14 protein-coding genes are annotated in these 14,219 nt (G+C 66.4%); 9 read left to right on the forward strand and 5 right to left on the reverse strand.

Annotation, left to right across the window (positions count from 1 at the left end; all coding sequences use genetic code 11):
- Positions 1-108: 108 nt before the first annotated feature.
- Positions 109-1,290, forward strand: a complete 1,182-nt coding sequence (locus tag BLR24_RS17475; RefSeq protein WP_093019131.1) for a serine hydrolase — start codon at positions 109-111, stop codon at positions 1,288-1,290.
- Positions 1,291-1,382: 92 nt separating this feature from the next.
- On the opposite strand, the gene BLR24_RS17480 is transcribed toward BLR24_RS17475, so the two are convergent.
- From BLR24_RS17480 to aat, 3 genes are read right to left on the reverse strand one after another with little or no spacing between them, the layout of a single operon-like run.
- Entirely contained in the window at positions 1,383-2,222 is an 840-nt protein-coding gene (locus BLR24_RS17480) for an IclR family transcriptional regulator (protein ID WP_093019133.1), read from the reverse strand.
- Positions 2,223-2,252: 30 nt separating this feature from the next.
- The gene (locus BLR24_RS17485) at positions 2,253-3,086 is read right to left on the reverse strand and encodes an arginyltransferase (RefSeq protein ID WP_093019135.1); all 834 of its coding nucleotides are present in this window, start codon (positions 3,084-3,086) and stop codon (positions 2,253-2,255) included.
- Entirely contained in the window at positions 3,083-3,838 is a 756-nt protein-coding gene (aat, locus tag BLR24_RS17490) for a leucyl/phenylalanyl-tRNA--protein transferase (RefSeq protein ID WP_093019578.1), read from the reverse strand. The genes BLR24_RS17485 and aat overlap by 4 nt, the downstream gene beginning before the upstream one ends.
- 220 nt (positions 3,839-4,058) lie before the next feature.
- On the opposite strand from aat, the gene BLR24_RS17495 reads away from it, so the two are divergent.
- The 3 genes from BLR24_RS17495 to BLR24_RS17505 all read left to right on the forward strand — a co-directional run bounded on the left by BLR24_RS17495 (position 4,059) and on the right by BLR24_RS17505 (position 7,828).
- Positions 4,059-6,389, forward strand: a complete 2,331-nt coding sequence (locus BLR24_RS17495; protein ID WP_093019137.1) for a xanthine dehydrogenase family protein molybdopterin-binding subunit — start codon at positions 4,059-4,061, stop codon at positions 6,387-6,389.
- Between the two features lie 31 nt (positions 6,390-6,420).
- The gene (locus BLR24_RS17500; protein WP_093019139.1) at positions 6,421-7,332 is read left to right on the forward strand and encodes a helix-turn-helix domain-containing protein; all 912 of its coding nucleotides are present in this window, start codon (positions 6,421-6,423) and stop codon (positions 7,330-7,332) included.
- Positions 7,333-7,408: 76 nt separating this feature from the next.
- Entirely contained in the window at positions 7,409-7,828 is a 420-nt protein-coding gene (locus BLR24_RS17505) for an SRPBCC family protein (protein ID WP_093019141.1), read from the forward strand.
- Here BLR24_RS17505 and pobA read toward each other — a convergent pair.
- Positions 7,825-9,006 (reverse strand): 4-hydroxybenzoate 3-monooxygenase, encoded by a 1,182-nt coding sequence (pobA, locus tag BLR24_RS17510; protein WP_093019580.1) that lies wholly within the window; start codon positions 9,004-9,006, stop codon positions 7,825-7,827. The genes BLR24_RS17505 and pobA overlap by 4 nt on opposite strands.
- Before the next feature lie 130 nt (positions 9,007-9,136).
- Between pobA and BLR24_RS17515 the strand changes: the two genes are divergently transcribed.
- From BLR24_RS17515 to BLR24_RS17535, 5 genes are all read left to right on the forward strand, one after another.
- A complete protein-coding gene (locus BLR24_RS17515; protein ID WP_093019143.1) occupies positions 9,137-9,907 on the forward strand; it encodes an IclR family transcriptional regulator domain-containing protein in 771 nt (256 codons plus the stop codon).
- A 57-nt stretch (positions 9,908-9,964) separates the two neighbouring features.
- Positions 9,965-10,624, forward strand: a complete 660-nt coding sequence (locus BLR24_RS17520; protein WP_093019145.1) for a response regulator — start codon at positions 9,965-9,967, stop codon at positions 10,622-10,624.
- Positions 10,621-11,952: an ATP-binding protein gene (locus BLR24_RS17525; RefSeq protein WP_093019147.1), complete on the forward strand. Its 1,332-nt coding sequence runs from the start codon at positions 10,621-10,623 to the stop codon at positions 11,950-11,952. The genes BLR24_RS17520 and BLR24_RS17525 overlap by 4 nt, the downstream gene beginning before the upstream one ends.
- A gap of 102 nt (positions 11,953-12,054) precedes the next feature.
- On the forward strand, positions 12,055-13,524 hold the full coding sequence (locus BLR24_RS17530) for a DegQ family serine endoprotease (protein ID WP_093019149.1): 1,470 nt from the start codon (positions 12,055-12,057) through the stop codon (positions 13,522-13,524).
- A gap of 28 nt (positions 13,525-13,552) precedes the next feature.
- Positions 13,553-13,855, forward strand: coding sequence for a hypothetical protein (locus tag BLR24_RS17535; protein ID WP_093019151.1), 303 nt, complete (start codon positions 13,553-13,555; stop codon positions 13,853-13,855).
- A gap of 89 nt (positions 13,856-13,944) precedes the next feature.
- Here BLR24_RS17535 and BLR24_RS17540 read toward each other — a convergent pair whose 3' ends face one another.
- A complete protein-coding gene (locus BLR24_RS17540; protein ID WP_093019153.1) occupies positions 13,945-14,160 on the reverse strand; it encodes a hypothetical protein in 216 nt (71 codons plus the stop codon).
- Positions 14,161-14,219 lie beyond the last annotated feature (59 nt).

Below are 14,219 nucleotides of genomic sequence, written 5' to 3' on the forward strand. Positions count from 1 at the left end.
GTTTACTGACCATCCTAAGTTAAGAAAGGGATGCAAGTAACTGATATTGCGTGCCTTTTTTGATTTGGATACACTGCGGTTCTCATTTTCGCCGCTGGAGATTAATAAATGCCTGAAGCCCGTCTCCGCCGAGTTTCCAGCCAGCGGTTCCTGCCCGCAGTCAAATTTGTCGCCGTCGCGTTCTGCGCCACGGCGTTTTTGCTGTCCGGAGCCCAGGCCGCCAAGAAGGAAAAAACAGCTGTCGCCAAGACCTCGCTGGCCAAGAAGGCCGCGGGTCCGGTGCCGGTGGAGGTCAAGAAAACTGCCAAGGCGTCGCGTGGCGCCGGAGCCGAACGTAGCGAGAAAGTCGTTCGCGGTGGCCGCAACGTGGTGGCCTCCATTCGACAGAAAAACGGCCGGACCGTGGTCGCCGTGCAACGCCGTTCGGTGGTTCGCGTCGAAACGCCCGCGCGCCAGTCCTTCGGCCAGTTGGCCGGCCTGCACGGAACCGACGACGTGCTCGACCTGAAGTCGAGCGTTGCACTGGTCATCGACCAGGACACGCATGAAGTGCTGTTCAGCAAGAACGACCATGCGGTGCTCCCGATTGCATCGCTCACCAAGCTGATGACCGGCCTGCTGATCAGCGAAGCGCGCCTTCCGAACGACGAGCTGATCACCATCACACAGGACGACGTCGACACCGAGAAGGGCAGCCGCTCGCGCCTGACGGTCGGCACCACGCTGCCCCGCGGCGAGCTTTTGCATCTTGCGTTGATGTCGAGCGAGAACCGCGCGGCGCACGCACTGGGCCGCACCTATCCCGGTGGCCTTGCAACCTTCGTTAGCATCATGAATGCCAAGGCCAAGATGCTCGGTATGAAAGACACGCGCTACGTGGAGCCTACGGGCCTGTCGAGCCGTAACCAGTCGAGCGCGCAAGACCTGGCGCTGCTCGTCAATGCCGCCTATTCCGACGCCACGGTGCGCTCGCTGTCGACTTCGCCTGAGTACCAGGTCGAGGTTGGCAACCGCGTGCTGCAGTTCAACACCACCAACCGTCTCGTGAAGAGCCCCGATTGGGAAATCGGCGTGCAGAAGACGGGCTACATCTCCGAAGCCGGCCAGTGCCTCGTGATGCAGGCCAAGGTGGCCGGGCGCAAGTTGATCATGGTGTTCCTGGATTCGGCCGGCAAGTTCAGCCGTATTGCCGATGCGGAGCGGGTGCGACGTTGGGTCGAGGCCACGCATGCCTCGACGGGCTCGCCGGCCGCCGCGTCGCGCGCTCCCACCTACCAGGTCGCTGGCTGATCTGACACCGGCCCTGAAAAGGGTTGGTCTGATCTGACACCAGCCCCTGAAAAGAAAAGGGCTGGCCGACCGTACACGGCACAGGCCTTGGGTCAGGCCGTGGCTGAAGAAGATCCGCCGCCGTCCGCCGCAGACGCTCTGGACGCCGCCGCGGCGGCGTCCTTGTAGCCGAGCGCTCCCGAGATTTCGTTGGCCGTGGCCTGCAGCTTGGGCAGCCATCCTTCGTCCAGCCGGTCCGCGGGCGCCGAAATCGACAATCCCGCCACCAGCTTGCCCTGATCGTCGTAGATGCCGGCGGCCATGCAGCGCACCCCCAGCTCCAGCTCTTCGTTGTCGCGCGCAATGCCGTACTGGCGTGCCTTCGACAATTCGCGCTCCAGCGCCGGCAGCTGCGTGATGCTGTTGCGCGTGTGTCCCGCCAGGCCGGTTCGGGTGGCATAGCTGCGCACGCGCTGCGGATCGTCCGCAGCGAGGAACAGCTTGCCGGTCGAGGTCAGGTGAAGGGCTGCGCGGCCGCCGATGGCGCGCACCACCTGCATGCCCGAACGCTCGCTGTACGAGCGCTCGATATAGACGATTTCGTCACCCTGTCGCATGCTGAGGTTGACCGGCTGCTGCGTGAGCTTGTGCAGCTCGCGCATCGGCCCCAGCGCGGCATCGCGCACGTTGAGCCGCCCCTTGACGAGGTTGCCCAGCTCCAGCAACCGCATGCCGAGCCGGTAGCTGCCGGCCTCGGGCCGGTCGACGAAGCGGCCGACCGCCAGGTCGTTGAGGATGCGGTGCGTGGTGGAGGGGTGCAGGCCGGTCTTTTCGCTGATTTCCTTCAGCGATATGGCTTCCTCGCGCGAGGCGAGCACGTCGATCAGCGCGAACATGCGCTCGATCACCTGGATGACTGGAACGGCAGGAACGTCGGATTGGGTTTTTCTCATGGCGCGATGCGGTGTGGACCGGGCGCCATTTTACCTTGTGAAATCGGTCGGTGCTTGCCAGCGTCCGTCGATCAGCAGTTCGTGGGGACTGAAACGCGCCTTGTAGTTCATCTTGGCGCTGCCTTCGATCCAGTAGCCCAGGTAGACGTGCGGCAAGCCCAGCTTGCGGGCTTGTTCAATCTGCCAGAGCACGCTGTACGTGCCATAGCCAGTGGACGAGGCCCCCACGCTCGGCACTGCGTGCTCTCGCTGCCCCCCGAGGGAGGCGTCCGCTTGCTTGGGGCGGCCCGGCGCTTCGCGGCTCCCCGGCTCGTAGAAGGTATAGACCGCCGAGATGCCGTCGTTCAGCACGTCCAGGATCGACACCATCCGGAGCGCACCGGCGCTGCCATCGGGCAATGTCTCGCGGAACTCGACCAGCCTGGAGTTGACCCGGCTCTGCAGCAGGAACTGCGTGTATTGGTCGATGCTGTCGTGATCCATGCCGCCGCCGGCGTGGCGGCCGTTCTGGTAGCGGAGATAGAGCTGGTAGTGCTCGGGAACGAAGCACAGCTTGAGCACACGGGCCTGCAGTTCCTTGTGCTGCTTCACGGCGCGGCGCTGGCTGCGGCTGGGCCGGAAGCTGTTGACCTGCACGCGCAGCGGAATACAGGCGCGGCACCCGTCGCAGTAAGGCCTGTAGGTGAACATTCCACTGCGCCGGAATCCGCTGAGCACGAGGTCGGAGTAGGCGTCGTTGTGAATCAGGTGGCTGGGCGTGGCCACCTGCGACCGGGCCTGACGATCGGGCAGGTAGCTGCAGGGATAGGGCGCCGTCGCGTAGAACTGCAGCGTGTGAAGCGGGAGATCCTTGAGGTGCGTCACGTCAATTCAGAAGGCCGCGTGGAAAGGAGTTCTGTCCAGTATACGGGCTCGAAATGCCACTGTGGGCCCTCCTGTTCGCGTGCCTTGGCCACGTGCGCCACGAAGCTCGCGCGCGACATCTCCCGGGCCCCCAGGCTCGCCAGGTGGGAGGTGTTCTGCTGGCAGTCGATCATTCGCACCTGGAAGCGCCGGCACAGGCAGACCAGGGCCGCCAGCGCAATCTTCGAGGCGTCCGGGCGGCGCGTGAACATCGATTCGCCGAACACCGCACGGCCGAGCCCGACGCAATAGAGACCGCCCGCAAGCTCTCCGTCGATCCAGGTTTCCACGCTGTGCGCATGGCCGGCCCGATGCAGCGCCATGTAGGCGTTCACCATGTCCGGGACGATCCAGGTGCCCGACTGGCCGGTGCGCGGCGATTGCGAGCAAGCCTTGATGACCGCCGAGAAATCGCGGTCGATACGCACTTCGCAGCCGGGCGTCTGCGCGAAGCGGGCGAGTGTCTTGCGCAGGGACCTGTGGAGCTTGAATTCGGCCACCTGGAGCACCATGCGCGGGTCCGGGCTCCACCAGAGAATCGGCTGGTCTTCGCTGAACCAAGGGAACACGCAGCGGCTGTAGGCCTGCACCAGCGTATCCACATCGAGCGCCCCACCGGCGGCAAGGAGGCCGGGGACGGGGTCGGCGTCGCCCCAGGCGGATGCGGGGTCGGGCAGCGCGTCGCCGGGTTCGAGCCAGGGCAGTTGTTGCATGGCCATAGGTATACACGGCTTCGCGGCGCGCTTCATCCACGTTGCAGAAAATGGCCGTTCTCCGGCGAGATGACAAACGACTGGGCCCTGCAACCCACCGGCTCCGCCTGTGAAGCGCACAGGAATATCCAAGAGCCCATATAGTGCTGCTTCCATTTGCTCTCCATCGGACCCGCAAGGCGAGCGTTGCCTGGCGGATGGTCAGCCCAAGAGGACCACGTTGACTACTGAATCCAATCCCACGCGTTTCGGCAGCGGCCATGCAGTGCGCCGCCTCGAGGACGAGAGCCTGCTTGCCGGCCGAGGCCGTTACACGGACGACGTCACGCTTCCCGGCCAGACACATCTGGTGTTCCTCCGGTCTCCCTATCCGCACGCGCGCATCGTCTCGATCGACGTCTCTGCTGCGGCAGCCATGCCGGGCGTGCTGCGCGTGGTCACCGGCGCCGAAATGGCCGAGGCCGGCGTCAAGCCGATGCCGGGCGCTGCAGGCTTCCGGCGGGCCGACGGCAGCGATGCCGCGAGCTCTCCGCGGCTTGCCTTGGCGCACGAAAGAACCCGCTTCGTGGGCGAGGCGGTGGCTGCAGTGGTGGCCGAAACGGTCCAGCAGGCCCGCGATGCCGCCGAAGCCGTGGTGGTCGACTACGAAGAACTTCCCATGGTGGTCGATCTCACAAGCGCCACCGCCGACGGCGCGCCGTTGCTGTGCGAGGAAGCCACGGGCAACATTGCCGCCGAAATGCGCCACGGCAGCAGCGACGCCGCAACGGCCGCCTTTGCCAAGGCGAAACACGTGGTGGCGCTCGACGTGGTCAACCAGCGCGTCGTGGCGCTCACCATCGAGCCGCGCTCGGTGCTCGCCGCGCATGAGGACGGGTCCGAACGCCTCACTATCCGCATGAGCACCCAGATGCCCTCGGGTGTGCGTGATTCGATCTGCGCCGCCATCGGCCTGCCCAAGGAGAAGGTGCGCGTGGTCGTGGGCGACGTGGGCGGCGGCTTCGGCATGAAGACTGGTGCCTATCCCGAAGACATCGCGGTGGCCTATGCCGCACTGCAAGTGAAGCGCCCCGTGAAATGGGTCGCCGACCGCAGCGAGGAGTTTCTTTCGAGCGCACATGGCCGGGACATCGAGGCCAAGGCCGAACTCGCGCTCGATGCCGATGGAAAGATTCTTGCGCTGCGCATCAAAACGCTTGCCAACGTCGGTGCCTATGCCACGGGCACCGGCGTCGCGATCCAGCTCCTGATCGGCCCCTGGGTGCAGACCAGCGTCTACGACATCCAGACCATCGACTTCCATTTCAAGGCGGTGCTCACCAATACCGCGCCAACCGGTGCCTATCGCGGCGCGGGCCGGCCCGAGGCGATTTTCACCATCGAGCGGTTGATGGACGAGGCCGCGCGCCAGACCGGTATCGATCGCGTCGCACTGCGCCGCCGCAACTTCATCCGCCCCGAGCAGATGCCCTACACCAACCCGATGGCGCAGACCTACGACACGGGCAAGTTCGAGTCGGTGATGGACCAGGCGCTGGCCCTGGCCGACTGGAACGGCTTCGAGGGCCGCGCGGCCGAGTCCGCCCGGCAGGGCAAGCACCGCGGCCTGGGCATTGCCACCTTTCTCGAGTGGACCGGCGGCAATGTGTTCGAGGAGCGGGTCACGGTCTCCGTGCAGGCAGACGGCGTCATCGAAGTGTTCTCCGCGGTCAACGCCATGGGGCAGGGTATTGCCACCTCGCTCGCCCAGCTGGCGGTCGATGCCTTCGGCGTGCCGATCGAGAAGGTGCGCGTGGTGCTCGGCGACACGGACCGCGGCGACGGTTTCGGCAGCGCCGGTTCCCGCTCGCTGTTCACCGGCGGTTCGGCGGTGCGCATCGGCGCCGAACGCACCATCGACAAGGCACGCGAACTCGCGGCCGAGGAGTTCGAGGCGTCCGCCGACGACCTGACCTACAGCCGCGGCGTGTTCTCCGTGGCCGGCACCGACCTCGAGCTCGACCTGTTCGAACTGGCGGGCAAGCAGCCCGAGCGCGAAATTTTTGTCGACTCCACAAGCACCGTGGCGGGCCCGACCTGGCCCAACGGCTGCCACATCTGCGAGATCGAACTCGATCCGCCGACGGGCGAAATCAGCGTAGTGGCCTACAGCTCGGTCAACGACGTGGGCCGGGTGGTCAATCCGATGATTGTGCGCGGACAGCTCGAAGGCGGCGCGGTGCAGGGTATCGGGCAGGCGCTGTACGAGCAGGTGGTGTACGACAAGGAAACAGGCCAACCGGTCACCGGCAGCCTGATGGACTACGCCGCACCGCGCGCGGACATCGTCGAGACCATGTTCCATATGGAAATGGACGAGTCGACGCCGTGCACCAACAACCCGCTGGGCGTGAAAGGCGTGGGCGAGCTGGGCACCATCGGAGCCACGCCAGCCATCGTCAACGCCGTGGCCGACGCCTTCGCCCGCAACGGCCTTGCGAAGGGCGCGCCGCGCTTGCACATGCCGCTGAGCCCGTCTCGGGTATGGCAGGCCATGCACACTGTGGACTGAAGCTTGGGGCGTTCGCCGCAGGTGAATTGGAATGCTCGTCACCACCGAACTGCAGACCGAACCCATCCGCGTGTCCAGCTACCGCTGCGATGCGGGTCCCGAGGCGCAGCCGTTCACCGAGATGCACGTCGACTACTCCGTGTCGTACGTGCGAAAGGGGAGCTTCGGCTTGCGGACGCGTGGCAACGCCTATGAATTGGTGGCCGGTTCGGTACTGGTGGGCTGCCCCGGCGACGAATACGTCTGCACCCACGACCACCATGTCTGCGGCGACGAATGCCTGGCGTTCCACCTGTCGCCCGGCTTCGTCGACCTGATCGGCGGCGACCAGCGGACCTGGCGCACCGCGGGGCTGCCGCCGCTGCCTGAACTCATGGTGCTGGGCGAACTCGCGCAGGTTGCCATCGAGGGCCAGACCGATATCGGCCTGGACGAGCTCGGCATGTGGTTTGCCAGCCGTTTCGTCGAGGTGGCGAGCGGGCGCAGCAAGCCGGCACCCCAGCCGGCCGCGCCGCGCGACAGACGCCGCGCGGTGGACGCCGCCCTATGGATCGATGCGCACTCGCACGACGACATCGGCCTTGAAGGCGCGGCGTCCGAGGCCGGCCTGAGCGCCTTCCATTTTCTGCGACTGTTCTCGCAGGTGCTCGGCGTCACGCCGCACCAGTACCTGGTCCGCTCCCGGCTGCGCCACGCGGCGCGCCTGCTGGCGGACGACGACCGGCCCGTGACCGACGTGGCGTTCGACGTGGGCTTTGCCGACCTGAGCAACTTCGTTCGCACATTTCATCGTGCGGCCGGCGTGTCGCCGCGCGGCTTCCGCCAGGCCGCCAAGGGCGACCGCAAGATTTTCCAAGACCGCCTGGCAGCCCTGTTCAATGATGACCGCCTGATTCATTCATCAAGCAGAAAGTCATCGCAATGTACGACCACATCGGACTGAAAGTCAAAGAACTCGCCGCCGCGAGCCGGCGCTTCCATGAAGCCGCACCGGCGTCGCTTCTCTGAGGCGCACAACCATGGCAACGATCTACAAGGAATTCATCGTCGAAGCCGATGCCGACGCAGTCTGGGATGCGCTGCGCGATTTCGGCGCCGTTCGCACGCGTCTCGCGCCCGGCTTTCTGACCGACTGCAAGCTGGATGGTCAGGACGCCCGCATCGTGAGTTTTGCCAACGGCCTGGTGGCGCGCGAATTGCTCGTGGGCATCGACGATATGAACCGCCGCCTGGCCTACACCGTCACCGACGGCAAGGCCAGCCACCACCATGCGTCAGCCCAGGTGTTTGCCCACGGCGCGGGCCGTTCGCGTTTTGTCTGGATCACCGATGTGCTGCCCGACAAGTTCGCCGCCTACATCGGATCGATGATGGACGAGGGCGGCGTCGCGATGAAGAAGACGCTCGAGCAAAAAAGCCCCGCGCCGCCGGCCAGCTAGAAATCTTCGAGCGGCAGGCCCACGTAGTTCTCCGCCAGCGAGGTGGAGGCGGCGTGCGAATGCACGAGGTAGTCGAGTTCGGCTTCCTGGATCTTCTGGCCAAACGCGCCGGTCTCCGGAAAGCGGTGCATCAGCGAGGTAAACCACCACGAAAAGCGCTCGGCCTTCCAAACCCGGCGCAGGCAGAGGTCCGAATACCGGTCGAGCGCGGAGGACGATTTTTCGGCGTAGAAGATCTCGAACGCGCGCGACAGGTAGCCCACGTCGGCCGTTGCAAGGTTGAGTCCCTTGGCACCGGTCGGCGGCACGATGTGCGCGGCATCGCCGGCCAGGAACAGCGAGCCGAAACGCATCGGCTCGGCGACGAAGCTGCGCAGCGGCGCAATGCTTTTCTCGAGCGAAGGACCGGTTACCAGCCGCTCGCGCGCCTCGGGGTCGAGCCGCGCGCGAAGTTCGTTCCAGAAGGCCTCGTCGCTCCAGTTGTCCACCCGCTCTTCGGTCGGCACCTGCACGTAGTAACGGCTGCGCGTGGCGCTGCGCATGCTGCACAGCGCAAACCCGCGCTCGGTGTTGGCGTAGATGAGTTCGTGCGACACCGGCGGCACGTCGGCCAGCACGCCCAGCCAGCCGAAGGGGTAGATCTTCTCGTAGGTCTGGATGGCGCCTTCCGGCACGCTGGCGCGGCTCACGCCGTGGTAGCCGTCGCAGCCGGCGATGAAGTCGCACTCGATCTCGTGCGTCTGGCCGTCTTTTTCATAGCGCACGCGAGGGCGCGCCGAGTCGAAGCCGTGAAGGCTGACATTGGCCGCGCTGTAGATGGTCGTGAGTCCTTCGGCCGAGCGCGCCTCCATCAGGTCGCGTGTCACCTCGGTCTGGCCATACACGGTGACCTGCTTCCCGCCCGTGAGGCCATGCAGGTCGATGCGGTGCCGCGCTCCCTTGAACAGCAGCTCGATGCCTTCGTGCGGCAGCCCTTCGGCCTTGGCGCGCGCATCGACGCCGGCGCGCGCCAGCAGATCCATGGTGACCTGCTCGAGCACGCCTGCGCGGATGCGCCCCAGCACGTAGTCGCCGCTCTGGCGCTCCACGATGATGTTGTCGATGCCCGCCTTGAAAAGCAGCTGCCCGAGAAGCAGGCCGGCCGGGCCCGCGCCGATGATCGCGACCTGTGTTCGCATGTTCGTGTCTCCGTTGAGGTTTTCGCAAGCGTAGGGCGTTCGGGGCAGCCTGGCGCAGCGCTTTGCGAGGCACTGTGCGATCATGCGAGTGGCTGCGCGATGATCGCGCAACACTTCGTACCTTGACCGGATGACCATCGCCAAAGCCGACTTCATCGAGGGCATTGCCAAGGGAATGGCCGTGCTCGAAAGCTTCGACACCGAGCGCCAGCGGCTCAACGCCACCCTGGCGGCCGAACGCGCGGGACTCACACGCGCCGCCGCCCGTCGGCACCTGCTCACGCTGGCCCACCTGGGCTACCTGGAGACCGACGGCAGCTATTTCTGGATGGCGCCCAAGGTGCTGCGCTTCTCGGGCAGCTACCTGGCGTCGTCACGCCTGCCGCGTGCGCTGCAACCCACGCTCAACCGGCTTGCGGCACAAACGGGGGAGTCGTTCTCGGCCGTGGTGCTGGACGGCGAAGAGGTGGTCATCATTGCGCGCAGCGGCAGCTACGGCACACCGACCCGCGTGTTGGCGTACGGCCTGCACCTTGGCGCCCGCCTGCCGGCGCACGCCACCTCGACCGGGCGGGTGCTGCTCGCGGCCATGGCGCCGGCCCAGCTCACGCAGTGGCTCAAGGGACGCCATCTCGCGCGGCTCACGCCCAACACCACCACCCAGGCGCGCAGCCTGCGCCAGCTGGTGTCCCGTGTGCGCAAGAACGACTACTGCTTTGCCAGCGAAGAGCACGAGCTCGGCGTGCAGGCGCTCGCGGTGCCGCTGCGCGACATGCAGGGCCACACGGTGGCTGCGCTGAACGTGGTGCTCTCGGGCACGCGCTACCAGGAAGAGATGCTCCAGCGCGAGATGCTGCCGCTGCTCTTCGAGGCGGCGCGCGAGGTCAGGTCGCTACTGTGATCTGAACTTCCGCGCTGCCGCTGCCTCGAACCCCGAAAACGCACGCACACCACAACCATGCGACTCCTGCTTCTCGAAGACGACGTGATGATCGGCGAAGCCGTGCTCGACCTGCTGCGGGCCGAGCAGTACGCCGTGGACTGGGTGAAAGACGGTGATGCAGCCGAGTCCGCATTGCGCACCCAGCAGTACGACCTGGTGCTGCTCGACCTGGGCGTGCCGCGCCGCGACGGCCTGGAGGTGCTGCGCAACCTGCGTGCCCGCAAGCAGCGCATGCCCGTGCTGATTGCCACCGCACGAGACTCGGTGCAGCAGCGCATCGAAGGGCTCGATGCGGGCGCCGACGACTACGTGCTCAAGCCCTACGACCTGGACGAACTGCTGGCCCGCATCCGCGCCTTGCTGCGCCGAGCCGCCGGGCGCGCCGAGCCCGTGTACGAGCACATGGGCGTGAGCATCAATCCCGCCACGCGGGAGGTCATGGTGGGCGGGCAGCCGGTGGTGCTGTCGGCGCGCGAATGGGCAGTGCTCGAGCCGCTGATCGCGCGGCCCGGCATGGTGCTGTCGCGTGCCCAGCTGGAGGAAAAGCTCTACAGCTGGAAGGACGAAATCAGCAGCAATGCCGTCGAGGTCTATGTGCACGGCCTGCGCAAGAAGCTCGGGGCGGAACTGATCCGCAACGTGCGCGGCGTAGGCTACATGGTGCCGAAGGCATGATGCGCGCGCTGACCGGGTCGCTGCGCGCGCGCCTGCTGTGGTTCCTGCTTGCGGCCATCGTGCTTGCCGCCGGCGCTCAGGCGCTGGTGGCCTACCGCACGGTGTTGAAAGAGGCCGACGACATCTTCGACTATCACATGCAGCAGATGGCGCTCTCTCTGCGTGCCGGGCTGCCGCCGAGTGCAGCGGTCGGCGGCATCGGCAGCGGTGAGCAGAACTTCGATTTCGTGGTGCAGGTGTGGACCGCCGACGGCGTGCGCATCTTCGAATCCGCCGAGCAGGCGGCGTTGCCGCAGCTGGCGGTGCTGGGCTTTGCCGACGTGCGTGCGCGCGGCACCACCTACCGCGTGTTCTCGATGCAGACGAGCGGGCTGGTCATTCAAGTAGCGCAGGACATGGCGGCGCGCCGCAGCATGGCCCGGTCGCTGGCCCTGCGCACCATTGCACCGGTGGCGTTGATGGCGCCGCTGCTCATGCTCATCGTCTGGTGGGTGGTGAGCCTTTCACTCGCGCCCGTGGCACGCGTGCGCACGCAGGTCGCATCGCGGCAGGCCGACGATCTTTCCGCCGTGAGCGAGGAAGGCTTGCCCGACGAGGTGCGCCCGCTGGTGCAGGAGCTCAATCTTCTGTTCGATCGGGTGCGCCATGCCTTCGATGCGCAGAAGCACTTCGTGGCCGATGCGGCGCACGAGCTGCGCTCGCCGCTCGCCGCGCTGAAACTCCAGGTGCAGGGCTTGCAGCGCGCGCCCGATGCCGCCGCCCGCGATCTGGCGGTGAGCCGGCTGGTCGCGGGCATCGACCGCGCCACGCGGCTGGTCGAACAGATGCTGGCGCTGGCCCGGCACGAGGCCAGCATGGCCGCCGGCGCCAAACCGCAGCCGGTCGACCTTGCCGAGGTGGCGCGCCTGGCCATTTCGGATGCGGTCGCGGCCGCGCAGGCCCGGGGCATCGACGTCGGGGTTTCGCATGCCGACGCCGGGGCCGTGGTGAACGGCCAGCCCGAGGCGCTGCGCATGCTGCTGCGCAACCTGATCGACAACGCCGTCAAGTACACGCCAGAACAAGGGCGCGTCGACGTCGGTATCGCGATGAACGGTTCAGCGGTTGAACTCAGCGTGGACGACAGCGGGCCCGGACTGCCCGAGGAAGAGCGCGCGCGCGTGCTCGATCGCTTCTATCGCTCGGGCGAGCCGCAGGCACCCGGAAGCGGGCTCGGTCTCGCGATCGTCAAGTCGATTGCCGACCTGCACGGTGCCACGGTGACGCTTGCCGCGTCTCCGAGCCTGGGCGGGTTACGAGTGCTGGTGCGCTTTACCTCGAAGGCCTGAACTTGTTTCGAGCACTGGCTGCTGTTTAAGCCGCGCTTAAGCCAGCGCACCGACATTCCTTTCATCGTATTTGCGTACAGACGCATTGAAAGGAAAGCCAGAATGAACACCCGCCTCACTTCTCCGCATGCCCTGGTCGTCGCCTTGGCGACCGCCGGGGTGATCGGTGCCGTCGGTGCCGGCGCCTACACCAGTGCCCGTGCCGTGAACGCCCCAACCAACGCCGCGAGCGTGGCGCCCGCCGCGATGGTGACGCTGCCCGACTTCTCGACCATCACCTTGCGCGATGGCCCCGCGGTCGTCAACATCAGCGTGACTGGCACCGCGAAGGCATCGGACGCCGAAGCGGCCGAGATGCAGGGCATCGACCCCGATGATCCGATGTTCCAGTTCTTCCGCCGCTTCCAGGGCCAGATGGGCCCGCGCGCCCAGCAGCGCGACGTCCCGGTGCGGGCGCAGGGCTCGGGCTTCATCGTGAGCCCGGACGGCCTCATCATGACCAACGCGCACGTGGTCAAAGACGCGAAGGAGGTCACGGTCAAGCTGACCGACCGGCGCGAATACCGCGCGAAGGTGCTCGGCGCCGACGCCAAGACCGACATCGCGGTGCTCAAGATCGATGCCAAGAACCTGCCCACGCTGGCGCTGGGCAACACCAAGGACCTGAAGGTCGGCGAATGGGTGCTGGCCATCGGCTCCCCGTTCGGATTCGAGAACACGGTCACTGCCGGCGTGGTGAGCGCCAAGGGCCGTTCGCTGCCGGACGACAGCTACGTGCCGTTCATCCAGACCGACGTGGCGGTGAACCCCGGCAACTCGGGCGGGCCGCTGCTCAACACGCGCGGCGAGGTGGTCGGCATCAACTCGCAGATCTACAGCCGCAGCGGCGGCTACCAGGGCGTGTCGTTCGCCATTCCGATCGACGTGGCGGTGCAGGTGAAGGATCAGATCGTCGCGACCGGCAAGGCTACGCATGCGCGTCTTGGCGTGGCGGTGCAGGAGGTGAACCAGGCCTTTGCCGACTCCTTCAAGCTCGACAAGCCCGAGGGCGCGCTGGTCTCGAACATCGAGAAGGGCGGCCCTGGCGACAAGGCCGGCCTGAAAGCGGGCGACGTGATCCGCAAGGTCGACAGCGAGCCCATCGTCTCGTCGGGCGATCTGCCTGCGGTGATCGGCCAGCAGACGCCGGGCAAGAAGGTGACGCTCGAAGTGTGGCGCCAGGGCGAGCGCCAGGAGATTTCCGCCAAGCTGGGTGATGCGAGCGACAAGCCCACGCAGGTCGCAAAGAACGACAGTGCCGCGGGCCAGGGCAAGCTCGGCCTGGCGCTGCGGCCCCTGCAGCCGCAGGAAAAGCGCGAAGCCGCGATCGAGAACGGCCTGCTGATCGAAGACGTTGCGGGACCATCGGCCCTGGCCGGGGTGCAGGCTGGCGACGTGCTGCTGGCCATCAACGGCACGCCCGCCAAGACCCTGGAGCAGGTACGCGAGGTGGTGGCCAAGGCCGACAAGTCGGTGGCGCTCCTGATCCAGCGCGGCGAAGACAAGATCTTCGTGCCGGTGCGGATTGGATGAGATCCCGTCCCAGGCGCCCGGAAGAAACGTGACCTCATCGACCGGTGGCCTTTCGGCGCACATCCTGCCCACCTCGGCCACCATGATCGGCGTGTGCATGACGGTGATGTCGATCGGCCACCTGGGCCCGCGCGACGACCTGCGGCTGCTCATCGACCGCATGCTGGCCATCGACGCACTGGTCTTCCTGGCCAGCGCGCTGCTGTCCTTTATCTCGATGCGGTCGCGCAGATCAGGCGTTCGGCTGGAGGCCTGGGGCGAGATGGTCTTCATCGCCGGACTCGCGTTGCTGGCGCTGGGCGCCGTCACCCTGGCGTTTGCCTTGCGCTGAAGCTAACGCTCGCGGCCTTGTCGAGCCGCGCCGCCACCAGCGCAAGATGCCCGGCCGGTTCCCTGGGTCAGAGGGGAGCCTGGCTGCGCTTACAGCTCTTTGCTGCCGGCGTCGTTGTCGGGGACCTGCGCATCGAGTTCGTCCTTGATCGTCCTGTCTCCGCGGACCGCCAGATACAACACGGCACCCAGCCCAAGCACGACGACGACGATCACGGCGAAAAAGCCGCTTCCAAAGGTCCACCACCAAAACAAACCGCTTGCAAGAAGCAGAAGCGCAACCAAGAGTAAAGAGTTCAAGTGCATGCACCGCGCTGATAGACGTTGGCGGTAATGTACGCGGCGTTGGCTGCCCGAGGCCTGAC

The sequence above is a fragment of the Variovorax sp. OV700 genome (assembly GCF_900099805.1).
Lineage (GTDB): Bacteria > Pseudomonadota > Gammaproteobacteria > Burkholderiales > Burkholderiaceae_C > Variovorax.